This is a genomic window from Streptomyces sp. CT34 (genome assembly GCF_000805335.1).
Taxonomy (GTDB): Bacteria; Actinomycetota; Actinomycetes; order Streptomycetales; family Streptomycetaceae; genus Streptomyces.
Map to the genome: position 1 here is coordinate 3571977 of NZ_KN708638.1, position 24351 is coordinate 3596327.

19 protein-coding genes are annotated in these 24351 nt (G+C 72.6%); 10 read left to right on the plus strand and 9 right to left on the minus strand.

Annotation, left to right across the window (positions count from 1 at the left end; translation table 11 throughout):
- Positions 1-33: 33 nt before the first annotated feature.
- The 5 genes from RZ84_RS15535 to RZ84_RS15555 all read right to left on the minus strand — a co-directional run bounded on the left by RZ84_RS15535 (position 34) and on the right by RZ84_RS15555 (position 7063).
- Entirely contained in the window at positions 34-1494 is a 1461-nt protein-coding gene (locus RZ84_RS15535; RefSeq protein ID WP_107068278.1) for an aldehyde dehydrogenase family protein, read from the minus strand.
- A gap of 328 nt (positions 1495-1822) precedes the next feature.
- Positions 1823-3562, minus strand: coding sequence for an N-acyl-D-amino-acid deacylase family protein (locus tag RZ84_RS15540; protein WP_043264821.1), 1740 nt, complete (start codon positions 3560-3562; stop codon positions 1823-1825).
- Between the two features lie 185 nt (positions 3563-3747).
- Positions 3748-4875, minus strand: a complete 1128-nt coding sequence (locus RZ84_RS15545; protein ID WP_043264822.1) for an LLM class flavin-dependent oxidoreductase — start codon at positions 4873-4875, stop codon at positions 3748-3750.
- 290 nt (positions 4876-5165) lie between these two features.
- Positions 5166-6005 (minus strand): SDR family NAD(P)-dependent oxidoreductase, encoded by an 840-nt coding sequence (locus tag RZ84_RS15550; protein WP_043264823.1) that lies wholly within the window; start codon positions 6003-6005, stop codon positions 5166-5168.
- A 107-nt stretch (positions 6006-6112) separates the two neighbouring features.
- On the minus strand, positions 6113-7063 hold the full coding sequence (locus tag RZ84_RS15555; RefSeq protein ID WP_043264824.1) for a TIGR03619 family F420-dependent LLM class oxidoreductase: 951 nt from the start codon (positions 7061-7063) through the stop codon (positions 6113-6115).
- A 142-nt stretch (positions 7064-7205) separates the two neighbouring features.
- On the opposite strand from RZ84_RS15555, the gene RZ84_RS15560 reads away from it, so the two are divergent.
- Positions 7206-7805 (plus strand): class I SAM-dependent methyltransferase, encoded by a 600-nt coding sequence (locus RZ84_RS15560; protein WP_052229963.1) that lies wholly within the window; start codon positions 7206-7208, stop codon positions 7803-7805.
- A gap of 283 nt (positions 7806-8088) precedes the next feature.
- Here the strand turns inward: RZ84_RS15560 and RZ84_RS15565 are convergent, their stop codons facing one another.
- Entirely contained in the window at positions 8089-9369 is a 1281-nt protein-coding gene (locus RZ84_RS15565; RefSeq protein ID WP_052229964.1) for an amidohydrolase family protein, read from the minus strand.
- 634 nt (positions 9370-10003) lie between these two features.
- Here RZ84_RS15565 and RZ84_RS15570 point away from each other — a divergent pair.
- The 5 genes from RZ84_RS15570 (at position 10004) to RZ84_RS15585 (ending at position 17212) form a co-directional block, all read left to right on the plus strand.
- Positions 10004-12946 (plus strand): SARP-family global regulator AfsR, encoded by a 2943-nt coding sequence (locus RZ84_RS15570; RefSeq protein WP_078893801.1) that lies wholly within the window; start codon positions 10004-10006, stop codon positions 12944-12946.
- A 280-nt stretch (positions 12947-13226) separates the two neighbouring features.
- The gene (locus tag RZ84_RS15575; RefSeq protein WP_052229965.1) at positions 13227-13532 is read left to right on the plus strand and encodes a hypothetical protein; all 306 of its coding nucleotides are present in this window, start codon (positions 13227-13229) and stop codon (positions 13530-13532) included.
- 281 nt (positions 13533-13813) lie between these two features.
- Positions 13814-14017, plus strand: a complete 204-nt coding sequence (locus tag RZ84_RS38980; protein WP_157878839.1) for a hypothetical protein — start codon at positions 13814-13816, stop codon at positions 14015-14017.
- A gap of 153 nt (positions 14018-14170) precedes the next feature.
- The gene (locus RZ84_RS15580; RefSeq protein ID WP_043264826.1) at positions 14171-15784 is read left to right on the plus strand and encodes a class I adenylate-forming enzyme family protein; all 1614 of its coding nucleotides are present in this window, start codon (positions 14171-14173) and stop codon (positions 15782-15784) included.
- Positions 15785-16177: 393 nt separating this feature from the next.
- On the plus strand, positions 16178-17212 hold the full coding sequence (locus RZ84_RS15585; RefSeq protein ID WP_241777726.1) for a TIGR03619 family F420-dependent LLM class oxidoreductase: 1035 nt from the start codon (positions 16178-16180) through the stop codon (positions 17210-17212).
- A 73-nt stretch (positions 17213-17285) separates the two neighbouring features.
- Here the strand turns inward: RZ84_RS15585 and RZ84_RS15590 are convergent, their stop codons facing one another.
- A complete protein-coding gene (locus tag RZ84_RS15590; protein WP_043264828.1) occupies positions 17286-18905 on the minus strand; it encodes a FadD3 family acyl-CoA ligase in 1620 nt (539 codons plus the stop codon).
- A gap of 105 nt (positions 18906-19010) precedes the next feature.
- On the opposite strand from RZ84_RS15590, the gene RZ84_RS15595 reads away from it, so the two are divergent.
- Genes RZ84_RS15595 through RZ84_RS15605 form a run of 3 tightly spaced genes read left to right on the plus strand, consistent with a single transcriptional unit; the run spans position 19011 to position 21508 of the window.
- The gene (locus RZ84_RS15595) at positions 19011-20162 is read left to right on the plus strand and encodes a lipid-transfer protein (protein ID WP_043264829.1); all 1152 of its coding nucleotides are present in this window, start codon (positions 19011-19013) and stop codon (positions 20160-20162) included.
- Between the two features lie 60 nt (positions 20163-20222).
- The gene (locus tag RZ84_RS15600) at positions 20223-20729 is read left to right on the plus strand and encodes a Zn-ribbon domain-containing OB-fold protein (RefSeq protein ID WP_078894654.1); all 507 of its coding nucleotides are present in this window, start codon (positions 20223-20225) and stop codon (positions 20727-20729) included.
- Complete coding sequence (locus RZ84_RS15605) at positions 20726-21508, plus strand: enoyl-CoA hydratase/isomerase family protein (protein ID WP_043264830.1); 783 nt, start codon at positions 20726-20728, stop codon at positions 21506-21508. The genes RZ84_RS15600 and RZ84_RS15605 overlap by 4 nt, the downstream gene beginning before the upstream one ends.
- A 15-nt stretch (positions 21509-21523) precedes the next feature.
- Here the strand turns inward: RZ84_RS15605 and RZ84_RS15610 are convergent, their stop codons facing one another.
- A complete protein-coding gene (locus RZ84_RS15610; protein WP_043264831.1) occupies positions 21524-22093 on the minus strand; it encodes a hypothetical protein in 570 nt (189 codons plus the stop codon).
- A 213-nt stretch (positions 22094-22306) separates the two neighbouring features.
- Here RZ84_RS15610 and RZ84_RS15615 point away from each other — a divergent pair, with 213 nt between their 5' ends.
- Positions 22307-23038, plus strand: a complete 732-nt coding sequence (locus RZ84_RS15615; protein ID WP_043264832.1) for a hypothetical protein — start codon at positions 22307-22309, stop codon at positions 23036-23038.
- Between the two features lie 55 nt (positions 23039-23093).
- Here the strand turns inward: RZ84_RS15615 and RZ84_RS41155 are convergent.
- Positions 23094-24351, minus strand: a 1258-nt coding sequence (locus RZ84_RS41155) for an outer membrane protein assembly factor BamB family protein (protein ID WP_241777727.1), incomplete at its 5' end; no start/stop codon positions are given.

The following is a 24351-nucleotide window of genomic DNA, read 5'->3' on the forward strand; positions in this document are numbered from 1 at the left end:
GCTCCCCTCGCCCCGTTCCCTTGCCCCGCTCCCTCATCCCGCCCAAACGATCGACTGCAGCTCGCTGTACGCGTGCAGTGCGTACGAGCCGACATCGCGCCCGACCCCGCTGCGTTTGAAGCCGCCGAACGGCGCCTCCATGTTCCGGCCGACCGTGTTGATACCGACCCCGCCGGCCCGCAGCCGCCCGGCCACCCGGAAGGCGCGCGCCACATCGCCGGACCAGACGTAGTCCAGCAGCCCGTAATCGCTGTCGTTGGCCAGCGCGATGCCCTCCTCCTCGTCGTCGAAGGGGACGACGACCACCACCGGCCCGAAGATCTCCTCGCGGACCGCCCGCATCTCGTTCGTGCAGTCGGCGAAGAGCGTCGGCGCCACGTAGAAGCCGCACTCCCGGGCCGGCCGCTCGCCCCCGGTGACCAGGCGGGCGCCCTCCTTCACCGCCAGTTCGGCATACGCCTCGATGCGGTCGCGGTGCGCGGCGGAGATCACCGGGCCGACGACCGTGGCCGGATCCCGCGGGTCGCCGACCGTCAGCCGCCCCGCGTACCGGGCCAGCCCGTCCACCAGGCGCTGGTAGATACCCCGCTGAGCCAGCACCCGGGTCGGCGCGGTGCAGATCTGCCCGCTGTAGAAGGAGAAGGTGGTGCCGATGCCGGAGACCGCGGAGGCCAGGTCGGCGTCGTCGAAGACCAACGCGGCGCCCTTGCCGCCCAGTTCCATCAGCTGCCGCTTCATCCCGCGACCGCACTCCTCGGCGATCCTCTGCCCGACGGCGGTGGAGCCGGTGAAGCTGACCATGTCCACGCCGTCCGCGGCCACCGCCGCCTCGCCGACCTCCGGCCGCGCCCCGGTGACGACATTGACCACCCCCGGCGGCGCCCCGGCCTCGGCCAGCGCCTCCGCCATCCGGTACACCGACAGCGGGTCCTGCGGAGCCGGCTTGACCACGACCGTGTTGCCCATCGCCAGCGCCGGCGCGACCTTGCCCGCCGGGTTCGCCCAGGGGTTGTTGTACGAGGTGATGCAGGTGACCACGCCCACCGGCCGGCGCACCGCGACCGCACCGAAGACCCCCGCCGCGCCCATCGGGCCGGCCTCGTTGACCTGCGGTGGCAGCGCGGTCTCCACCGGTTCCAGGGCACCGCGCGCATAGCGCTCGAAGCGGGCCACGGACACTCCGACCTGGAGGGCGCGCGCGATTCCGGTCGTCGCCCCGCTCTCCGCCTGCGCCAGCGCCGCGTACCGGGCGGACTCGCGGCGCATCACCCGCGCCGCCCGCTCCAGTACGGCCGCACGCTCCGCGGGCGCGGTCCGCGACCAGCCGTCGAAGGCGTCCCGGGCCGCGCCCACCGCCGCCTCGACCTGCGCCCGGCTCGCCTCCGGGGCGTACCCGACGACCTCTTCCGTCGCGGGGTTGATCACCTCGTAGTGCCCGGCCTCGGGCGCCACCCACTTCCCACCGATGAACAGCGGCTGTTCCTCGATGAGCAGCGGCTGTTCCTCGATGAACGGCCGCTGTTCCGCGACGAACGACGGCCGCTGTTCTCCGATGAAGCTCCGCTGCCCCTCGCCGTCGGCCTCCCCACCGGAACCACCGGAACCACCGGAACCACCGGAGCCGCTGGAACCACCGGAGCCGCCGGGGCCACCGGAGCCGCCGGGGCCACCGGAGCCGCCCGAGCCGCCCGAGCCGCCGCCTACGCGCCCTCCCGTACTCCTCACCGGCACTCCCCCTCCACCCGGCGCTTCCCCTTACTCGGCTGCCGCTCCCCGGTATCCACCCGGCACTCCCCGGTATCCACCCGGCACTCCCCCGTACTCACCTGGTGCTCACCGTCCTCGTGTCCCGCCCCGACCGCAGTACGGTCCCCGGCACCGCGCCGGTCACCACGTCGTCCCGGATCGTCTCGATCCCGTTGACCCGCACGCTCACGATCCCCATCGCCTTCGAGTCCAGCCGCGGGCTGTCGCCGGGCAGGTCGTGCACCAGCGTGGCGGCGCCCGCGTCGATCCGCTCCGGATCGAACAGCACCAGGTCGGCGTGGTACCCCTCGGCGATCCGTCCGCGCTCGCGGAGCCCGAACAGCCGGGCCGGATCGTCCGTGAGCATCTGTACGGCCCGCTCCAGCGCGACGAGCTTGCGCCCACGCAGGCAGTCCCCGAGGAAGCGGGTGGTGTAGGGCGCGCCGCACATCCGGTCCAGATGCGCCCCGGCGTCCGAGCCGCCCAGCAGCACATCGTCGTGCCGCCAGGTCTCCTGGCGCAGTGCCCAGCTGGCCGGGTCGTTGTCGGTGGGCATCGGCCAGAGCACCGTGCGCAGTTCGTCGTTGGCGCAGATCTCCACCAGGCAGTGGAAGGGTTCCTGGCCGCGCTCGGCGGCGATGTCCCGCACCACCCGGCCGGTCAGGCCCTTGTTGGCCGCGGAGTAGGTGTCGCCGATGACATAGCGCTCGAAGTTCGTCAGCCGCCGGAAGATCCCGGCCTCCTTGCCGCCCGCGCGCCGCAGCAGCTCCGCCCGTACGCCGGCGTCGCGCAGCCGGGCGATCCGCTCGGGTACCGGCAGGCCGAGGACGTCGCCCCAGCCCGGTATGAGGTTCAGCGCGCAGAAGGTGCCCAGGGACATGTTCATCGGCGTGAGGATGGGCATGGTCAGCGCGACGATCCGGCCGCCGGCGCTGCGGGCGCGCTCGCTGGGCACGAGCTGGCGCGGTACCCGCTCCGGTACGGCGGCGTCGATGGTGAGCACGTTCCAGTTGAGCGGCCGGCCGGCCGCCGCCGACATCTCCACCAGGAGATCGATCTCGGTGTCGTCGAACCGGTCGAGGCAGCCGGCGACGATGGCCTCCAGCTGGGTGCCCTCGTGCTCGCCCACCGCCCTGGACAGCGCGAGCAGTTCGCCGGGGCGGGCATGCCGGGAGGCGACCGGTTTCCCCTCGCCGTCGGAGTGGGTGGACGACTGGGTGGTGGACAGTCCCCACGCCCCGGCGTCCATCGCGTCGTGGAACAGCCGCAGCATCTCGTCCAGTTGGGCGGAGGTCGGCTGCCCGCCGATCGCGTCCGCCCCCATCACGTGCCGGCGCAGCGCGCAGTGCCCGGCCATGAAGCCCGCGTTGACCGCGATCCGCCCCTCCAGCGCGTCCAGGTACTCCCCGAACGTGTGCCAGTTCCACGGCGCGCCCTCCTCCAGCGCGACCAGCGACATCCCCTCGACCCTGCTCATCATCCGCCGGGTGTAGTCGGCGTCCTCGGGCCGGTCGGGGTGGAGCGGGGCGAGGGTGAAGCCGCAGTTGCCGCCGGCGACGGTGGTCACGCCGTGGTTGAGGGACGGGGTGGCGTACGGGTCCCAGAACAGCTGGGCGTCGTAGTGCGTGTGCGGGTCGACGAACCCGGGCGCGAGGACGAGTCCGCGGGCGTCCTCGCTCGTCCGGGCCTCCTCGGTGACGGTCCCCGGCCGGGCGATCACCGCGATCCGCCCGTCCCGTATGCCGACGTCGGCCGCGGAGGCCGGCGCGCCCGTGCCGTCCACGACGGTCGCGGCCTTGATGAGGTGGTCGAGCATGGGGGTTGCGTCCTTTCCGGTGCGGGGACGGGTGGGGACGGGTGCGAGGAACGGATGGGAGGAATGGGCGGGAGGAACAGGTGGGAGGAACGGGTGGCGGTGGTGGTGTCGGCGGGTGGTCGCTGCCGGCCGCCGGGGATGTCAGCGGGCGGTCGGCCCCCGCCCGCCCGGATGTCAGCGGCCGGTCAGCCGCCGGCCGCTGCCCGGAACCGCGTCGTGCGGTGCACCGGATCCGTATCGATCTTCGGAATGACGTGCTCCCCGATCAGCTTGATCGTGGTGAGCGTGTCCTCGCGGCTCACCCCGATCGGCAGCCCGAAGCAGAGCTGGTCGGCGCCCGCCTGCTCCCAGCGCTTGCACTGCCGCAGCACCTCGTCCGGGTCGCCGCAGATCATCAGCTCCTCCGCGATCAGCAGCTCGATGATCTCCTCTGTGTAGTCGGGCAGCAGCTCGGGCCATTCGGGAACGCCCTCCGGCCGCGGGAAGGTGTCGTGGTAGCGGAAGAGCAGCGACTGGAGGTAGTTGAGCCCGCCGCCGACGGCGATCTCCACCGCCTTGCGGTGCGTCTCGGCACAGATGGCCGTCGAGGTCACCATCACGTTGTCGTTGACGAAGTCCCCGACCGGCTCGGCGTCCTTGACCGCGTTCTTGTACGAGTCGACGACCCACTCCATGTCGGCGACCTTCTGCACGCTGAAGCCCAGCACGCCGAGCCCCTTCTTGCCCGCCATCGCGTACGAGGACGGCGACCCGGCCGCGTACCACATCGCCGGGTGCGACCTCCCGTACGGCTTGGGGAGGACCTTGCGCGGCGGCAGCTCCCAGTGCTTGCCCTTGAACCCCGGGTACTCGTCCTGGAGCCACATCTTGGGGAACTCCGCGATGGTCTCCTCCCAGAGTTCCCTGGTGTGGTTCATGTCGGTCACCCCCGGCAGGAACCCGAGGATCTCGTGGCTGCCGGCGCCGCGCCCCGAGCCGAACTCGAAACGTCCGCTGGAGAGATGATCGAGCATGGCGACCTTCTCCGCGACCTTCACCGGGTGGTTGACCGGCGCGAGCGGGTTGAAGATGCCGGAGCCGAGGTGGATGCGGTCGGTGGCGTGGGCGAGATAGCCGAGGTAGACGTCGTTGGCGGAGAGGTGCGAGTACTCCTCCAGGAAGTGGTGCTCGGAGGCCCAGGCGTACTTGAAGCCCGATGCGTCCGCCTGGATGACGTACTCGGTCTCCTCCATCAGTGCGTGGTGCTCGGCCTCCGGATCGGCCTTCGCTCGCGCGGCGGGCACATAGCCCTGCACAAAGAGCCCGAATTCCAAGGGGGTTCACCGTCCCTTAGCCTCTTCTGACGTACCGTCAGATTCGATGCGGTCGACTGTTCCATCGGGGCCGGGGCCCGTCAATACCCGCAGCCCCCTGAGGGACGCGCCATCGGAACGGGGCCGGACACGGTGTACCCCGCTCCCGGGCTGCCGGTCCTCAGAGCTGGCCGTCAGAGCTGGCCGTCAGACCCTGTCCTCCAAGCTCCTCCTCAGGCCCGGTCCCCTGAGCTCCTCCTCAGACCCGGTCCCCCTGAGCTCGTCCTCAAAGCTGGCCCTCCTCAGAACAGTCAGAACAGGCTGGCCCCCGCCAGCCACCCGCCGTCGATCACGAACGGCTGCCCCGTGATGTACGAGGAGTCCTCCGACGACAGGAAGAGCGCCAGCCGGGCCACCTCCTCCGGCCGCCCGATCCGCCCCAACGGCACCAGCTTCCGGTACAGCTCGTCCACGGCGCGCGCGGATCCGGCCGAGGATCCGGCCGCGTCCGAGCCCGCATTCGGATCCGCTTTCGGATCCCCGTCCGGATCCGCGTCCGGATCCAGCGCCGCCGGATTCGCCATCGGCGTGTCCACCGCCCCCGGGCACACCGCGTTCACCCGGATCCCCTTGCCCGCCAGCTCCAGCGCGGCCACCCGGGTCAGCCCCACCACCGCATGCTTGGTGGCGGCGTACGCGCCGACGAACGCCATCCCCGTGAGCCCCGCGTACGAGGCGGTGTTGACGATCGTCCCGCCGCCGGCCGCCGCGATCTCCGGCGCCACCGCCCGTATTCCCAGGAAGCACCCCACCTGGTTGACCTGCACCACCTGCTGGAACTCCGCGAGCGGCGTATCCACCAGCTCGTTGAACCGCAGGATCCCGGCGTTGTTGACCAGCCCGTCGATCTTCCCGAACGCCCCCTTCGCGGCCTCCACGGTGCCGGCCCAGTCGTCCTCCCGGGCCACGTCCAGGTGCACGAACCGGGCCCGCGCCTCCCCCAGTTCCCCGGCCAGCGCCTCCCCCGGCCCATCCAGCACATCGCCGATCACCACCCGCGCCCCCTCCGCCACGAAGAGCCGCGCCTCCTGCTCACCCTGTCCGCGCGCCGCACCCGTGATGACGATGACCCGGCCGTCGAGCTTGCCCATGCCTGCACTCCTCGTGGTGTACTTACGGACAGCGGCCCCTTACATGCGCACTCATCCGCCCAGCCGCACCGTCGTTCCGCCGCACCGAAGTTCAGCCGCACCGTCGTTCAGTCGTTCAGCAACGGGGCCACCTCCGCCCCGAACGCCGCCATCTGCGCCACGAGTTCCGACCGGCTGCGACTCCGGAACCGCACCTGGATCTGCCGCACCCCCATCGCGCCGTACTCCCGCAGCGACTCCGCGGTCCGCTCCGGCGCCCCGGTCAGCGTCCACCGCCCGACGTCCCACCCCGGCTCCCCCACATACACCGGTTCCACGATCGCCCCGATCTCCACCGGTTCCCCGACCCCCGCCGCTGCCCGGAGACGTCGCAACCTCCCGATCTGTCCCGGTAGTTGTTCCCGCCGGTCCCCCTGCGGCAGCCACCCGTCCCCCCGCACCGCCGCCCGCCGTACGGCCGCGGGTGACGAACCGCCCACCCAGACCGGTGGACGCGGGGTCTGCACCGGCCGCGGCGCCTGCCCCAGCTCCTCGAACGCGAACCGCTCCCCCGAGAACTCGGGGAACTCGCCCTCCCCCAGCGCCGCCTTCAACGCGTCGATCGTCTCGTCGAGCACCGCCCCGCGCCGCGCGAACGGCACCCCGAGCGCCTCGAACTCCTCGCGCACATGTCCGGCGCCGACCCCCAGGATCAGCCGCCCGCCCGACAGCCGGTCCAGCGTCGCGTACTGCTTCGCGGTGATCAGCGGATGCCGGAACCCGACCACCGCGACATGGCTCAGCAGCCGCACCCGCTCGGTGGCCGCCGCCAGATACGCCAGCGTGGCCACCGGGTCGTACCACGTCGTCCCCATCGCCCCGGCCAGCCGCCGCGGAATCGCCACATGCTCACAGCACGCCACATACGCGAACCCGGCCCGGTCCGCCGCCCGCGCCACCGCCACCAGGTCCTCGGGCCCGGCCCCCGCCTCCCACGCCTCCGCGTAGAGCGTGCTCTGCGACTGCACCGGAAGCTGTATCCCGTACGTGAGCCGCCCCTGCGGCAGAACCTGCACCATGCCCGCCTCCACCCCTCAACCGGACCTGAATTACCGCCACTTCACCGAAGCGCGGGGACATGGTGATAGGTGACGCACCATCAGACAAGGGTGGTGCGCCGGGTGGTGCCCGGAAGACGGCAGCAGCCCCTAGGGTTGGTGCATGTCCAGGGATCGTGACGTCGCCGCGTTCGACCGGCGTGCCGTCGGCTATGAGGCCGGGCGTCTGGGGCAGGCGCATCGGATCATCGTGGAGCGCACGGCGGACATCGCCTTGGCCGCCGTTCCGTCTCCGTGCCGTGTGCTGGATGTGGGGTGCGGGACCGGCATGCTGCTGCGCTCGCTGGCGTACCGATCGCCCACGGCCGCGTGCCTGCTGGGCGTGGACCCGGCCCCGAAGATGGCTGCGGCAGCAGCGCGGGTACCCGGGCTGGACCGGCGGATCGGATTGTTCGTGGGCGTCGCGGAGGCGCTGCCCTTCGCCGACGGGGCGTTCGACCTGGTGGTGAGCACCACCTCCTTCGATCACTGGGCCGACCAGCTCCGGGGTCTTGGCGAGTGCGCCAGGGTCCTGGGTCCGGGAGGTCGGTTGGTGCTGGCCGACCTGTTCTCCCCGATCCGGTTGCCTGCCATGTGGTTGGGACGCCGCGGCAGGGCCCGCACCGTGCACACCGCCACCAAGGCGCTCAACGTCGCCGGCTTCCGGTCGCTGTCCTGGCACCACCCGGCTCCCCTGATCAGAGCCGTGGTGGCCACCACCTGACCACGGGACCACGGTGCGCCTCTCGGCCTTCGACGCCGGCCGGGAAGGACATGCATCGGGGTGCCCGAGTTGACGCGTACTCCGGCTCGAAGCCGGAGTACGAAACGCGCGTGGACCACCCGGAAGCCGTTCACGCCCTGCTGCGGGGCTCGGATACGTTCCGGCAATTGCCTCCCAGAAGCCGAGCCGAAACTTCGAGTTCGGCACTCCGAGCCACCCTGTCCCCGTCCCCGGCCCCGGCCCCGGCCCCGGCCCCGGCCCCGGCCCCGACGAAGGCTCCAGATCAGCTCGTCGTCCCCGCCGAAGCCCCCCAGAGCCCCTCCTCCGTAAGCCCCAGCAGCTCGATCGCGTTGCCGCGTACGATCCGTTCGATCACGTCCGGGGCCAGGTGCCCCATCTGCGCCTCGGCGACCTCCCTCGACTTGGGCCAGGTCGAGTCCGAGTGCGGGTAGTCGGTCTCGTAGAGGACGTTGCCGACGCCGATGGCGCCGAGGTTCCGGAGGCCGAAGGCGTCGTCGAAGAAGCAGCCGTGGACATGGGCGGCGAAGAGTTCGGACGGCGGGCGGAGGACCTTGTCGGCGACGCCGCCCCAGGCGCGGTTCTCCTCCCAGACGACGTCGGCGCGCTCCAGGATGTACGGGATCCAGCCGATCTGGCCCTCCGCGTACATGATCTTCAGGTGCGGGAAGCGGTCGAACGTGCCGCTCATCAGCCAGTCGGTCATCGAGAAGCAGCAGTTGGCGAAGGTGATCGTGGAGCCGACGGCGGGCGGGGCGTCGGGCGATGTGGACGGCATCTTCGAGGAGGAGCCGATGTGCATGGCGATGACCGTGCCGGTCTCGTCGCAGGCGCGCAGGAACGGGTCCCAGTAGTCGGTGTGGATGCTGGGCAGTCCCAGGTGGGGCGGGATCTCGCTGAAGCAGACGGCACGGACGCCCCGGGCCGCGTTGCGGCGGACCTCCTCGGCGGCCAGCTCCGCGTCCCAGAGGGGCACGAGGGTCAGCGGGATCAGCCGGCCGCGGGCCTGGGGGCCGCACCACTCCTCCACCATCCAGTCGTTGTACGCGCGCACCCCCAGCAGGCCCAGTTCGCGGTCCTTGGCCTCGGTGAAGGTCTGGCCGCAGAAGCGGGGGAAGGTGGGGAAGCAGAGCGCGGACTGGACGTGGTTGGCGTCCATGTCGGCGAGCCGCTCGGGGACGCTGAAGGAGCCGGGGCGCATCTGCTCGTAGGTGATGCCCTCCAGCTTGATCTCGTCACGGGAGTGGCCGACGGCGGTGTCGAGGCGGGTCAGCGGCCGGTGCAGGTCCTCGTAGACCCACCAGTCGGCTATCGGGCCGTCGTCTCCGGGGGCGCCCATCTTCGGGGCGAACCGGCCGCCGACGAAGGTCATTTCCCGCACGGGCGCGCGGACGCTGCGCGGCCCGATGTCGCGGTACTTCGACGGGAGCCGGTCCCGCCAGACGTCGGGGGGCTCCACGGTGTGGTCGTCCACCGAGATGATCCGCGGGAAGGGTTCCCTGGGCTCCGTGGTTTCCTTGGTCTCCTTGGTCTCCTTGTTCTCCATGGGCGGTACGGTAGCGCTGATCTGACGTACCGTCAGTAAGTTGCGGCGGGTTGACCGGCGTCGAGGAGGGCGGCTCCACGGACGGTTTCGGGGGCGGGGAGCGGGCCGCGAATCCGCCCCCGCGGAAACGAACCGGCCAAGTACACGGGGCGTGTAGGTAGACGTATCCCGGGCGCCTCACCCGTCACGGCGGCACCGCCCGGAAAACAAACCAGCCAGTCAGGGATGCCGTCCGGCAACCCGGGTAGAGGCGGCCGAGTACCTGCGGCCGAGGGGGAGATCAGCGAATCGGGACGGAGTCGGGAAGGATTCAGGAAGGAATCAGGGGACATCCGTGCGTACACCACTGAGGTCACCAATGAGGTCACCAATGGGCGTACCAATGGAGTGACCACGGAAAGGACGGGTGAAGGGCCGGGTGAAGGCCCGGGGCGGGGCCGGGGCAGGGCCGTGGAAGCCGGCCTTCCGCGCGCCCGCGCGGGGCGGCCCAACCGCCGCCGGGGGAGGCCGAGAAGGTCTTGTGCACGCTCCGGACCCCTACTGACGGAAACGCTCGCGACAAGGCAGACTGACCGTTGCGCACAGTGCAGGGGTGCGCACGGCGCGGATGGACGGGACAGGGCAGGGGGACACCATGGACGACGGTCCGGGGCAGGTACGGGAGCGGCTCCGCTTCACCGTGCTCGGTCCCGTACGGGCCTGGCGCGGCGGGACGCCGCTGGCAGCGGGCTCCCCGCAGCAGCGCGCACTGCTCGCCGCGTTGCTGCTGCGCGGCGGCCGTACCGCCACCGCGCCCGAGCTCGTCGACGCCCTGTGGGGCGACGAACCGCCGCACGCCGCGCTCGCCGCGCTGCGCACGTACGCGTCCCGCATCCGCAAGGCCCTGGGCACGGACGCCGACGCGCTGGTCAGCGAGTCCGGTGGCTATGCGCTGCGGTCCGTCGACGGACTGCCCCTGGACCTCGACCACGACACCGCCGAGCAGTACGCCGCGGACGCGGAGAAGGCCAAGGCCGCCGGCGACCGCGGCCGGGCCCGTGAACTCCTCGACGCCGCCCTGGACCTGTGGGACGGCGAGCCGCTGGCCGGGCTGTCCGGCCCGTACGCCGAGACCCAGCGGACCCGCCTCCAGGAATGGCGGCTCTCGCTCACCGAGACCCGCCTGGAGCTCGACCTGGAGGCCGGCTGCCACGCCGAGGCGGTCTCCGAACTCACCGCCCTGACCTCCGCCCACCCGCTGCGCGAACGGCTGCGGGAACTGCTGATGCTGGCCCTCTACCGCAGTGGCCGCCAGGCGGAGGCGCTCGCGGTGTACGCCGACACCCGGCGGCTGCTCGCGGACGAACTGGGCGTCGACCCCTGCGCGTCGCTGTCCGACCTCCACCAGCGGATCCTGCGGGCGGACACGGAGCTGGACGCGCCGGCGACCGGTGACTACTCCGGCTCACCCGAGGCGACGTTCGTCCGTCCCCGCCAACTCCCGGCGACCGTCGCGGACTTCACCGGCCGCGCCGCTTTCGTCAAGGAGCTCGGCGACCAGCTGGCGACGGCCGAGGGCAGCGTGATGGCGGTCTCGGCGGTCGCCGGCATCGGCGGAGTCGGCAAGACCACCCTCGCCGTACATGTCGCGCACGCCGCGCGGGAGCACTTCCCGGACGGCCAGCTGTACATCGACCTCCAGGGAGCGGGCCACAACCCCTCCGAGCCGGAGGCCGTACTGGGGGCCTTCCTGCGGGCCCTGGGGGCGCCGGACTCCGCCATCCCCGACGGCCTGGAGGAGCGCTCCGCCCTCTTCCGCTCCACGCTCGCCGGCCGCCGCGTCCTGGCGCTCCTGGACAACGCCCGGGACGCCGCACAGGTCCGGCCGCTGCTCCCGGGCACCGAGGGCTGCGCTGCGCTGATCACCAGTCGCTCACGGATGATCGACCTGGCCGGCGCGCACCTTGTCGATCTCGACGTGATGAGCCCGGAGGAGGCCCTCCGGCTCTTCGCCCGGATCGTCGGCGAGGAGCGGGTGGCGTCCGAACGGCAGGCCGCCATGGCGGTCGTCGGCGCCTGCGGCTTCCTCCCGCTGGCCATCCGCATCGCCGCCTCCCGGCTGGCCTCCCGCCGGACGTGGACCGTCTCCTCCCTGGCCAGCAAGCTCGCCGACGAGCGCCGCCGGCTGGACGAACTCCGCGCCGGCGACCTGGCCGTGAAGGCCACCTTCGAACTCGGCTACAAGCAGCTGGAACCCGCCCAGGCCCGCGCCTTCCGGCTGCTGGGTCTTGCCGACGGCCCGGACATCTCCCTCGCGGCGTCGGCGGCGCTCCTCGACATGGACGTCGATGACGCCGAGGAACTGGTCGAATCCCTCGTCGACGCCTCCCTGCTGGAATCGGCCGCTCCCGGCCGCTACCGCTTCCACGACCTGGTCCGCCTGTACGCCCGGGCCTGCGCGGAACGGGACGAACACCCGCCGTCGGAGCGGGATGCGGCACTGTCGCGGTTGCTGGATTTCTATCTGGCGACGGCAACCCAGGTCTACGCGCTGGAACGGCCGGGGGACCGTCTGGTCGACCACGTGGCGACGGTACCCGACAGCCATCGCCTCACGTTCGCGAACTCCTCGGTCGCGCTGGAGTGGCTGTTCGCCGAAGCGCGCTGCCTGCTCGCCTGCGCCCAGCAGTCGGTCGACCCCGCCTCGCTGCGGCGCGCGGTCGACCTGCTGCTGGTCACCCGTGACCTGTCCGAATCGGGTGCCGACGCACTGCAATACACCCAGGCCAACATCTTCTTGCTGAACGCCGCGCAGAGCGCCGACGACCAACTGGCCGAGGCGCGTCTGCACACCTCGCTGGCCGCGGCGCACACCATCGCCGGCCGCCTGGACCGCGCCGAGCAGCACGCCACCTCGGCGATGCTCCTGGGGATGGCGACGGGTGACCCGTTCGCCTCCTCGAACGCCCCCAACGAGCGCGGCATCATCGCGGGAGCCCAGCAGCGGAACGAGGACGCCGAGGTCTACCTGAACCAGGCGCTGGCGGCCTTCCGCGCCGACCACAACAGGCAGTCGGAGGCCAGCGCCCTCTGCAACCTGTCACGTGTCACCCTGAATTCGGGCCGCGTCGACACCGCCATAGCGCTCGCCGAGGAAGGCATCGCCATCTACCGGGAGGCGGGGGCGACCCGGCGGCTGCCGAACGGCATGTATGCCCTCTCCCTCGCCTACACCCAGGCCGGGCGCCTGGCCGACGCCTCGGCGCAGCTGACCGAGGCCCTGACGTTGTTCCAGGGCAACCGGCAGCGCTTCTGGGTGGCGATGACGCACTTCCGCCTGGCCGAGGTCTGCCTCGCCGGCAACCGGCCGACCGACGCCGCCGACCGTGCCGAGCAGGCGCTCACCGCACTCCGCGGTGTCGGCGGCGAATGGTGGCGCGCCAACATCCTCACGGTGCTGGGCCGGGCGCTGAACCAGATAGGGCACCACGGCCGGGCCCGTGTGTGCTGGCAGGAAGCGCTGTCGGTGTACGAGGGCCTGGGCTCTCCGGAGGGCCGCGAGGTGCAGGCCCTGCTGACCCCCGCGTCCGTCGCCTGAGAACGGCGCTCTCCGCCGAGCGGAGGCCGACGGCGCGGTGGCGCGGTGGCGCGGTCCACGCAGGTGCCGCGTGCCCCGGACCGGGCGATGACGGGGCGTTTATCGATCGTTCATCGCTCCTCGGCACTCTTTCTAGTGCCGATCCGCCGCCTCGGGGGGCAAGCGGCTCGGTGCTCGGCCCCACCGTTAAGGTGTTCGGCCCTGGAACGGCCCGTCCGGCGACCCACGGGGGAGTCGCCGGACGGGTTCGTTCCTGAAAGCGCCCGATGAGGAGTAGACCATGACCGCAGAGGAAACGCCCCAGTCGAACGAACGCGACGTCGTCAAACCGATGGACAGCCACATGCCCATCGCAGCGCCGCGTGCCACCACCAACCAGGACGACCGCGACGTCGTCAAACCGATGGACAGCCACATGCCCATCGCGGCGCCGCATGTCGCCACCCAGGACGACCGCGACGTCGTCAAGCCCATGGACAGTCACATGCCCATAGCAGGGCCGCGTGCCACCACCAAGGACGCCCTTGAAGCCGGTCGTCCGCTGGCTCCCCAGACCGGCCGGATGGCCGTCGGAGAGACCAAGTAACAACCCGGTTCACGGGCCTGTTCGGGGGATCGCAGGGGCCGGTTCGATGGCTTGGAGGGGGGCCATCGATGCCGGTCCCTGCGGCATGTCCGGCAGATCGCCGCGGTATCCCGTCAGCCATCCAGGTCCCCGCCGGGTAGCGGGGATGCATGGTCGGGCACTACCACACATCAGTTCACTCAATGGTGCCGAACTTCCCTTATTGGGAACTCTCTTGACGATACGTTCGACCTGAGCACATCCGCCCTCTGTTCAAAAGCAAATTCTCAGCGAGGAGTTCCATGAGTCGAGGAAAGCGCGCGCTCGCCCTTGTCGCCCTTGCGGTGGCCGTCGCCGGTATCGCGTCGCCGGCCGTCGCCGACAGCCACTTTCCGAGCGCAGCCCCAGCCTTCTCCCCGTATGACAGCCACTTCCCGATAGCCGCCGGACTCGTGACGCAGGGCAGACAGGGACCGGCCCAACAGCCCGACGCCACCCGTCAGTAGCACCACGGAACATTCCGCCGGGGAGGGGACGAGCCGCACGCTCGCCCCCTCCCCGGCGTTCTGCACGGGGTCACGGCATGGAGACCTGACGTAGTGTCAGTTTGCTGCTACAGTCACGACAATCCGACACCGCCCCGCCCCAGGAGGCGCGCCGTGTTCGACCCCGCTCGTATCCGTACGCTCTGGGAACTGGTCGAGTACCGGGCGCGGGCCTCCGGGGGCGCGCCGATGTTCTTCGACGGGGACGGGCGGACCGTGACCTTCGGCGAGGTGCGGGACGAGGCGCTGCGCGTGGCGGCCGGGTTCCGGGGGTTGGGGATCGGGGCCGGGTCGCGGGTGATGTGGCAGTTGCCCACGCGAATCGACACGGTCGTCGCCTCGCTCGCGCTGGCGCGGCTGGGGGCCGTGCAGACGCCGGTGATCCCGCTGCACCGGGAGCGCGAGGTCGGGTTCGTCCTGGCCGGGTCGGCGGCGGAGTTCGTGCTCGTACCCGGGGTGTGGCGGGGGTTCGACCACGACGCGATGGTGCGCGGGCTGGCCGGGGACGGGGTGCGGGTCGTCTCGGTGGCGGGCGGGCTGCCCGTGGGGGATCCGGACACGCTTCCGGAGCCTCCGGGGCTACCGGGGCTACCGGGGCTACCGGGGCTACCGGGGCTACCGGGAGGAGAGGACGGCGGCACGCGCTGGGTCTACTACACCTCCGGAACGACCGCCGCGCCCAAGGGAGTTGAGCACACCGACGCCTCGCTCATCGCCGGCGGCGTCGGGCTGGCGACCGCGCTGGGCATGTCGGCGGACGACGTCGGCTCGATCGCGTTCCCCTACGCGCACATCGCCGGGCCGGACTACGTCATCGCGATGCTGGTCAGCGGGTTCCCCGCGGTGGTGCTCGACGCGTTCGAGGCGGGGCAGGCCGCCGAGGTCTACCGGCGGCACGGGGTGACCATGGCGGGCGGGAGTACCGCGTTCTACCAGGCGTTCCACGACGCGTCGCGGCGCCGGCGGGCGACCGCGCCGGACGCCGGGCCGCTGATTCCGTCGCTGCGGCTGCTCTCCGGCGGCGGGGCGCCGCTGCCGCCCGAACTGTACCGGGCGGCCGGGCGGGAGTTGGGCTGCGCGATCGTGCACGGGTACGGGATGACGGAGTGCCCGATGATCGCGATGGGGACGCCGTACGACAGCGACGAGCAGCTGGCGCACACGGTGGGCAGGCCGGTGGCGGGCGCCCGGGTGCGGGTCGTACGGGCGGACGGGAGCGAGGCGGCGACCGGCGAGGCGGGCGAGGTGACGGTCGCCGGGACGGTGGTGTGCCGGCGCTACACCGATCCGGCGCTGACCGCGGAAGCGTTCGACGCACAGGGCCGCTTCCACACCGGCGACCTGGGGTATCTGCGCGCGGACGGGCACCTGGTGCTGACCGGGCGGCTCAAGGACATCATCATCAGGAAGGGCGAGAACATCTCCGCGCAGGAGATCGAGGACCTGGTGCGCACGCATCCGGCGGTCGCGGAGGCGGCGGTGATCGGGCTGCCGGACCGGGAGCGCGGGGAGCGGGTGTGCGCGGTGGTCACGCTCGCCGAAGCGGCGGACGGCAACGGCACGCCGGGACTCACCCTGGCCGGGCTCACCGCGCATCTGCGGGCGGCCGGGCTGATGACGCAGAAGCTGCCGGAACAGCTGGAGATCACCGAGGAGCTGCCGCGCGGCGGGCCGCTGGGCAAGGTGCTCAAGGCGCGGTTGCGGGAGCGCTACGGGGCGCCGGCGTAGCGGGGTCTCCCTCGATGTCTCGTACGCGCGATGTCTCGTACGCGCTGCCCGCGGCCTCGGCCGACGGACCCGGGCGCGGCACGATCTTCGGCCACCCGGTTCCGGTCGCCCGGGAGCGCCGCCGCTGGACCGGGTGGTGGCGCTCAGCGGACGATGCCCTGACTGGACGGCCCCGGCCGTCCTGAGGGCCTGAGGGGGCCGGGAGCCTGGGGGCCTGGAGCCTGAGGGCCCGAGGGGAGGCTTCGGGGAGTGAGCGAGGCCGGTGCCGCCTCGTTCACTCCCGTTCCCACCCGTTCCCGCCTCTCCCCACCCTGCCCTTGACCCTCACATCGGTGTGAGGGCTTAGAAGTGGGGTGTCGAACCGAAAGTTCCGGGATTGGGAGGCCCCCACCTATGGACGACGCCGCCAGGCACCACTCCGCTCCGCACCATTCCGCTCCGCACCAGTCCACGGCGCACCACTCCACTCCGCGCCACTCCACTCCGCACCGGGCCACGCCGCACCGGGCCACGCCGCACGCCGGACCGCACGAGCAGGAGCGGACGCGGACGCGGATGCGTCTGCACGTCGTGCTGCCGTCCGAGTCCGCGGCGATGGCCGTGCGGGACCTGGCCGGGCTCGCGCGGCAGGCCGAGGAACTGGGGTACGCGGGCGTCTGGCTGCCGGATCACCTGCTGCCGCCGGGGCCATACGGGGCGCCCCCGCAGGCGTACGGCGGGGTGTACGAGCCACTGGCGGCGCTGGCGTATCTCGCGGCGGGGACCGAGCGGATCGCCCTCGGGACGTCGGTGCTGATCGCCCCGCTGCGCGAACCGCTGCTGCTCGCCCGGCAGTCGGCGACGCTGGCGAGGCTGAGCGGCGGCCGGTTCGTGCTGGGCGTCGGCGTCGGCTGGCAGCCGTACGAGTTCGCGGCGGCCGGGGTCGGCTTCGGCACCCGGGGCGCTCGGACGGACCGCGCACTGCGGCTGGTGCGGCACCTGCACACGGGGGCGGGCGGGCCGTACGACGACGGGCGGGTGTCCTTCGACGAGCGCGCGGTGTTCGAGCCCGTACCGGAGGAGCCGGTGCCGTTTCTGATCGGCGGGAACTCGGACGCGGCGCTGCGGCGCGCGGCGGAGTTCGGCGGCTACTGGCAGGGGGTGGGGCTGACCCCGGGCGAATTCGCCGAGCGGCGGCGGTGGTTCGAGCGGGAGCCGGCGGCCGGCCGGTCCGCCGCGGGCGCGCCCCATGTCGCGGCCGGGAGCCGGATCGCCTGGGACGGTCCGGACCGTACGCTCGCGGAGGTCACCTCCGAGGTCGCCGACTGGGAGGCCGCGGGGGCCGAGGACCTCGGTGTGTGGTTCGGCACGGTGGACGGCGGCTTCGCGGACCGGATGCGAGCCCTGGCGGAGGCGACCGGCGTGGCCGGCGGGCGGATCACGCTGTGACCGGCCGCGGGCCCGCACACCGCAGCCGCCCGCCGGTGCACCCCCGGGGGGGGGCGGCCCGGCACACAGGTCGCTAACTCCCCTCCCGCAGCCGCCTCTTGACGACCTTGCCGCTAGCGTTGCGGGGCAGTTCGGCGAGGAAGTCCACCTCCCTCGGCACCTTGTAGTTGGCCATCTCGCGGCGCGACCAGGCGATCAGGTCGTCGGCGGTGAGCGCGGAGCCGGGGCGGCGGACCGCGTAGGCCTTGCCGACCTCGCCGAGGCGGGGATCGGGTATGCCGATGACGGCGACCTCGGCGATGTCCGGGTGGCGGGCGAGGAGTTGCTCTATCTCGGCCGGGTAGGCGTTGAAGCCGCCGACGATGAACATGTCCTTGATGCGGTCGGTGATCCGCAGGTTGCCGTCCGCGTCGAGGACGCCGACGTCGCCGGTGCGCAGCCAGCCGTCGGGGGTGAGCACGCGGGCGGTGGCGACCGGGTCCTCGAAGTAGCCGGACATGACGTGGTAGCCGCGGACCAGGACTTCGCCGGGGCGGCCGGGGGCCGTCGGGCGGCCCGCGGTGTCGACGACCCGGACCTCGGTGTCCGGCAGGGCGCGGCCGGACGTGGCGGCGATGACCTCGGGCGGGTCGCCGCGGCGGCACATCGTGACCACGCCCGAGCTCTCCGACAGGCCGTAGGCGGTCAGCACGGTGGCGATCTTCAGCTCGCTGCGCAGCCGTTCGACCAGCTCCAGGGGGACGACGGCGGCGCCGGTGACGACGATGCGCAGCGCGGAGAGGTCGTGCAGGGCCCGGTCCGGGTGGTCCAGGAGCTGCTGGTGGAGGGTGGGCGGGCCGGGGAGGACGGAGATCCGCTCGGCGGTGATGTTGGCGAGCGCGGTCTGCGCGCTGAAGACCGGCTGCGGGACCATCGTCGCGCCGCGCAGCAGGCAGGCGATGATGCCGGCCTTGTAGCCGAAGGTGTGGAAGAACGGGTTGACGATGAGGTAGCGGTCGCCCTCCTGGAGGCCGGCCAGTTCGCTCCAGACGTCGTAGGCGCGCAGGGTCTGGGCGTGGGTGATCACGGCGCCCTTGGGGTGGCCGGTGGTCCCGGACGTGAAGATGATGTCCGAGGGGGCGTCGGCGGGGATCGCGTCGGCCCGGGTGCGGACCGCGTCGGCGGGCACCGTCCGGCCGCCGGCCAGGAAGTCGCGCCAGGTGGTGAAGTCGGCGGGGGCGTCGTCCGCGAGGACCACGACCCGGTCGAGCCGCGGCAGTCCGGGCAGCGGGCCCCGGCCGGATCCCTCGCGGGCGGCGCGGCGCAGCGAGGCGACGTACGAGGTGCCGAGGAAGGCGCCCGTGATGAAGAGGATCCTGGCGCGGGTGCGGCGCAGGACGTAGGCGGCCTCGGTGCCCTTGAAGCGGGTGTTGACGGGGACCAGGACGGCGCCGGCGGTGACCGCCCCGAGGGCGGAGACGATCCAGTCGAGGGTGTTGGGCGCCCATATGGCGACCCGGTCGCCGGGTGCCACGCCGGCCGCGATACAGGCCGCCGCGGCCCGCTCCACCCGCTCGCCCAGCTCGGCGTACGACACCCGGGTGCGGCCCTCGACGACGGCCTCCCGGGGGCCGTACCGCTCGGCGGCCGTGCGCACCAGCCGGGCGAGGGAGCCGTGTTCCAGATCCGCTCGTGCATCCAGGTTCTCGCGCATCGCGCTCCCTCCCAGCAAAGAGCCGTAACGCACTAGCTGACTGCCCGTCAGATTAACGGTAGCCTCCTCCGCTGTCAGTACGGACGACCGACCACGGAGGTGGCGATGGGGGCGACCCTCAAGGACGCTACGGCGATAGTCGGTATCGGACAGACTCCCTTTGCCAAACAACTCCCCGAATCCGAAAAGTACTTGGCCTGCCGGGCCATCATCGCGGCACTGGACGACGCCGGCATCGACCCCTCGGAGGTCGACGCCTTCGCCTCCTACACCATGGAGGAGACCGATGAGGTGGAGATCGCCAAGTCCATCGGCGCCGGCGACGTCACCCACTTCTCCAAGGTCGGCTACGGGGGCGGCGGTTCCTGTGCGACGGTGGCGCACCTGGCCGCCGCCCTCGCCACCGGACAGGCGGGCGTCGGCGTCGCCTGGCGGTCCCGCAAACGCGGTTCGGGACCGCGGCCGTGGACCGACACCCACGTCCAGCTGCCCACCCCGGCGCAGTGGACCCGCCCGTGCGGACTGCTCCGCCCCGCCGACGAGATCGGCATGCTGGCCCGGCGCTATATGCACGAATACGGCGCCACCCGGGACCACTTCTTCAACGTCGCCCTCGCCTGCCGCAACCGCGCCAACCAGAACCCGGCCGCGATCATGTACGACCGCCCGCTGACCCGGGAGATGTACATGACCGCGCGCTGGATCAGCGAACCGCTCTGCCTCTTCGACAACTGCCTGGAGACGGACGGGGCGCTGGCCTGCGTCGTGGTCCGTGCCGAGCGCGCCCGCGACTGCCGCCGCCGGCCCGTCTACGTCCACGCCGCCGCGCAGGGGCTGCCCGCCCAGCACCACGGCATGGTCAACTACTGGAACGACGACCCGCTCACCGGCCCCGCCTGGACCGCCGCCCGGCACCTCTGGAAGGGCGCCGACCTCGGCCCGCAGGACGTCGACGTGGCACAGATCTATGACGCGTTCACCCCCCTGGTCCCCCTCTCGCTGGAGGGATACGGATTCTGCGGACGCGGCGAGGGCGCGGCCTTCACCGAGGGCGGCGCCCTGGAGACCGGCGGCCGGCTCCCCCTCAACACCGGCGGCGGCGGTCTCTCCGAGGCGTACGTCCACGGCTTCAACCTCATCACCGAAGGCGTCCGGCAGCTGCGCGGCACCAGCACCGCACAGGTCCCGGACGCCGCCACCTGCCTGGTCACCGGGGGCGAGGGCGTGCCCACCTCCGCCCTGCTGCTGAGGAGTTGACACCCGATGAACGCACCCGAGCCGGCATCCACCCACCCATCCGTCACAGTCCGTGATTCCATGACCACAAGCGTGCCACCCGCCACTGACAATCGTCCGGCCCCCGCCACCGACAACCGCCCGGACCCCGCCACCGACCTGCTGCTTCCCGTCCCCGACGACGACGGCGCACCGTTCTGGGACTACGCGGCACGCGGCGAACTCCGCGTCCAGACCTGCGCCGACTGCCACGAACCGCGCTTCCCGCCCCGACCCTGCTGCCCGCACTGCCGGTCCTTCGCCGCCCACTGGCAGCGGATGAGCGGACGCGGCCGGATCTGGTCGTTCGTGGTGGCGCACCCGCCGCTGCTGCCCGCGTACGCCGCCCAGGCGCCGTACAACGCGATCGTCGTGGAGCTGGCCGAGGCACCGCGCATCCGCCTCGTCGGCAATCTCGTCGCGACGCCTGACGGCGCACTCAACTCCGTGGACCCCGCCCGGCTGCGCATCGGCGCTCCGGTGAAGGTCGCCTTCCACACCCTGCCCGGCGGCGTGACCGTGCCCCGCTGGCTCCTGGAGCGGCCGTGACCGCCCCCGGGGTCCGCGCCGAGACCGACGGCGGGGTCGCCCTGGTCACCCTGGACCGGCCCGCGCGGCACAACGCCGTCGACCTCGCCACCGCCGACGAACTCGCCGCCCTCTGGCGGGAGTTCCGCCGCGACGACACCGTCCGGGCGGCGGTGGTCACCGGCGCCGGCGGCCGGGCCTTCTGCACCGGCATCGACCGCGCCGCGGACGTGCCCCAGCCGGCCTCCCCGTACTCCCTCGACGACCCCATGATCCGCATCGGCCCCAAAGCCAACGACCTGTGGAAACCGGTCGTCGCCGCGGTCGACGGCATGGCCTGCGGCGGCGCCTTCTACCTCCTGGGCGAGGCGGAGTTCATCGTCGCCTCCGAGAACTCCACCTTCTTCGACCCGCACACCACCTACGGCATGGTCAGCGCCTACGAGGCCATCTACATGGCGCAGCGGATGCCCTTCGGGGAGATCGCCCGGCTGTCCCTGATGGGCACCGCGGAACGGCTGGGCGCCCGGCGGGCGTACGAGATCGGGCTGGTCTCCGAGCTGACCCCGCCCGGCGGCGCGGCGGCGGCGGCGCTGCGCTGCGCCGCGGTGCTCGCCGCGCAGCCCACCCACGCCGTCCAGGGCACCGTACGGGCCCTGTGGGCGGCCAAGGAGGCGGCCCGCACGCAGGCGCTGGCGCACGCCCCGCAGCTGATCGCGCTGGGCAATCTACCGCCGGACCGCCAGGCGGCGCTCTTCACCGGCCGCCCGCGCAACCCGCAGCCGCCGCCGGTCAGATGACGCCCGCCCCGGGGTTCACATCTTCGTCTTGTGCGCCCGGGTGATCTGGCAAGTGAACCAGAACCGCTGGTAGTTGTTGTCGGGCAGGGAGTACCGGGCGGTGTAGGTCTCGGTCGCGCCCGGCGCCACCACGATGCTGCGCTGGTGCAGCCCGTAGGCGGTGCCGTCCGCCGGCTTCGCCTTCATCCAGTTCACGGCCATGTCGTAGGAGAACGTGGTCGTCCTGGACGGGTTGGTGATCGAGACGGTGTAGGTGAACTGGTGCAGCGAGTCCGAGAAGTCGCAGCCGCTGCCGCGCACGTCGCTGCGGCCGTCCGGATCGAAGGTCTCCTCGGTCGGCGACGGCGAGTAGCTGTAGGACGGCGTGTACGACGACGAGTACGACGGCGTCGGGTTGTAGCCGGTGGAGGACGAGGGGGTCGGGAAGTTCGGCGGGGGGTCCACCTTGGGGCGGGCGAACGCGCAGCCGCTGACCGTGGCGAGCGCCGCCACCGCCAGCCCGGCCGCGACCGCCGCCCTGATCCCCTTACGGATGCCTCCTGCACCGACCGTGGCGGCCGTACCCGTGCGTGCGCACTGCTGCATGACGTCTGCCCATCCCCCGTAGATCCATCCGAAACGACGCCACCCCAAGGGTTGACGCGTGCACGGCACCCTAGCAAGAGCCGGTGACGGCCCGCGCCGGGCCCGTTTGTCCGAACCGGCGCAGGTGGCCCTGCCTGTCTAGCGGGTGCAGACCGGCAGGCGTAGCGTCGGTCACGGAGGTCGAGCAGGACGAGCCGAAGCGAGGCGACGCCGGTGGTGCGCAACGTTCTCGGATGCCTGATCGCCCTCCTCGGAGCGACGGCCGCCGTCTGGAGCCCCTTCCGTCCCTGGTACGACGGCCGTCACGGCTCCGATGTGCGGATCGAGGACCTCTTCAGCGGCATCACCGACAACGGCGCCACGCTGTTCGGGTCGCTGGTCCTCCCCATGGTGTTCGCCGGGCTGCTGACCCTGGTCGGCGTGGTGCTCCGCTCGCGGCTGCTCATCACCGTCGCGGGCCTGGTCGTACTGGGCTTCACGATCCTGTGGATGGTCCGCCAGGGCCAGACGGCGGGCGAGTTGGCCGCCGGCACCCACGGGCTGGGCATCGGCGCGGCCAACGCCCTCGGGGGCGGCGCGCTGCTGATCCTGGGCGCCCTGGTCATGCGCGGGCGCCCGCGCCGGGTGCTCGAACGCTACGACGACGACCGCGAGCCCTATCCGCCACGGGCCCCCGAGGACTGGGGCCCGGAACCGTACACCGGGGACACCCACGGCATCTACCGCGCGGAGGACGACACTCCCCCGGCCCCCTGGGCGCCGCCGCCACCGACCCGGCAGCAGCCGCAGCCCCCGCCGCCACCGCCCCGGCCGGACCACCGGCAGCGGCCCATGCCGCCCGTGGAGTGGGGCAAGGAGCAGCGGCAGCCCGGCCCGCACGGCCGGGACGACCGGCCCGGCCCACCGGGACCGGGGCCCCAACAGCCCCCGGACGACGGGGTGTAGAGCCCGACGGGGCGCAGACCACGGCGACGGGCCTGGTGCGGCGGCCGGACCGACCCTACGGCCGCCGCGCCAGGCCCGTCCCCTTGGCGGCGTCCAGGGCGTAGACGCAGCGGTCCTTGCTGCACGCGTAGACGACCCCGCCGACCGCCACCGGCGAGCCGGTGATCTCGCCGCCGGTCGCCAGCTTCCAGCGCAGCTGGCCGCCCATCGCGTCGAGGGTGTACAGGCAGTGGTCGGCCGACCCGAAATGCACCCGGCCCTCGGCGACGACGGGCGAGCCCACCACCTCGGCGCCCGCCTGGAAGCGCCAGCGCGGGGTGCCGGTCACCGCGTCGAGGGTGTAGAGCGCCTTGCCGCTGCCCAGGTGGACGGCGCCGTGCGCGACCAGCACCGGCTCGGTGGACTGGCGGGCCTCGGTGGCGATCCGCCAGCGGTCCCGGCCGTCGGCCGCGTCGAGGGCGTAGACCGTGCCCAGATAGTCGGCCAGATAGATCCCACCGCCGGTGACGGCCGGGCCGGGCGCGAAGGCGGGCGGGCTCACGAAGACCGCGGGCGCCTCGAAGTGCCAGCGCACCTCGCCGCGGGCGATGTCGATCGCCAGCACCCGCGTCCCGGCGACCACATAGACCGCCCCGTCCGGCGCCGGCAGCAGCCGCACCGGCACACCGCCGCAGGACGCCGCGTCGCCCACCGGATACGACCAGCGCTCGGCGCCCGTACGCAGCTCCAGCGCTTTCAGCCGGGCGTCGGCCCAGACGAAGACCGTGCCGTCGTGCAGCACCGGCCCGGCCTCGGCGGTCTCGAAGTCCGTCTGGCCGCCGCCGATCTCCCACAGCAGCTCGCCACTGGCGGCCTCCCACGCCTGGACGCCGCCGCCCCGGGTGCCGGTGACGACGGTGCCGCGGCCGGCCGCGAGGGTGTAGACCCAGCCCTCGGTGCCCAGCCGCCAGCGCTCGGTGCCGTCGTCGGCGTCGAGGGCGTAGAGGGTCGGGCCGTCCGAGGCGTGGATCCGGCCGTCCGCGACCGCCATCGCCCACGCCACGTCGCGGGTCTTGAACTTCCGCCGCCCGCTGGCCACATCGAGTGCGTGCACCTCGAAGGAGGTGACGTAGAGCAGGTCGTCGGCGACCACGGGGGTGCCCCACACGTCGTTCGACATCCGGAACCGCCACGGGCGCCAGCGGCCCGGCTCGGCGGGCGGCGCCTCGGGCGCGGCGACCGGCGCGGGCGGGGCCGCCGGGGCGGCCTGGATCCCGTCGCCCGCCGCGCCGTTGGGCCCGGCGGCACCCTGCTGCGGCACACCGCCCGCCGGC

What these genes read in the sequence shown, in the direction of transcription:
- RZ84_RS15570 (WP_078893801.1), top strand. Translation starts at nt 10,004, where the DNA reads ATGGACGACGGTCCGGGGCAGGTACGGGAGCGGCTCCGCTTCACCGTG.
- RZ84_RS15555 (WP_043264824.1), bottom strand. Translation starts at nt 7,063, where the DNA reads ATGGTGCAGGTTCTGCCGCAGGGGCGGCTCACGTACGGGATACAGCTT.
- RZ84_RS15595 (WP_043264829.1), top strand. Translation starts at nt 19,011, where the DNA reads ATGGGGGCGACCCTCAAGGACGCTACGGCGATAGTCGGTATCGGACAG.
- RZ84_RS15560 (WP_052229963.1), top strand. Translation starts at nt 7,206, where the DNA reads ATGTCCAGGGATCGTGACGTCGCCGCGTTCGACCGGCGTGCCGTCGGC.
- RZ84_RS15575 (WP_052229965.1), top strand. Translation starts at nt 13,227, where the DNA reads ATGACCGCAGAGGAAACGCCCCAGTCGAACGAACGCGACGTCGTCAAA.
- RZ84_RS15540 (WP_043264821.1), bottom strand. Translation starts at nt 3,562, where the DNA reads ATGCTCGACCACCTCATCAAGGCCGCGACCGTCGTGGACGGCACGGGC.
- RZ84_RS15550 (WP_043264823.1), bottom strand. Translation starts at nt 6,005, where the DNA reads ATGGGCAAGCTCGACGGCCGGGTCATCGTCATCACGGGTGCGGCGCGC.
- RZ84_RS38980 (WP_157878839.1), top strand. Translation starts at nt 13,814, where the DNA reads ATGAGTCGAGGAAAGCGCGCGCTCGCCCTTGTCGCCCTTGCGGTGGCC.
- RZ84_RS15610 (WP_043264831.1), bottom strand. Translation starts at nt 22,093, where the DNA reads ATGCAGCAGTGCGCACGCACGGGTACGGCCGCCACGGTCGGTGCAGGA.
- RZ84_RS15590 (WP_043264828.1), bottom strand. Translation starts at nt 18,905, where the DNA reads ATGCGCGAGAACCTGGATGCACGAGCGGATCTGGAACACGGCTCCCTC.
- RZ84_RS15565 (WP_052229964.1), bottom strand. Translation starts at nt 9,369, where the DNA reads ATGGAGAACAAGGAGACCAAGGAGACCAAGGAAACCACGGAGCCCAGG.
- RZ84_RS15600 (WP_078894654.1), top strand. Translation starts at nt 20,223, where the DNA reads ATGACCACAAGCGTGCCACCCGCCACTGACAATCGTCCGGCCCCCGCC.
- RZ84_RS15585 (WP_241777726.1), top strand. Translation starts at nt 16,178, where the DNA reads ATGGACGACGCCGCCAGGCACCACTCCGCTCCGCACCATTCCGCTCCG.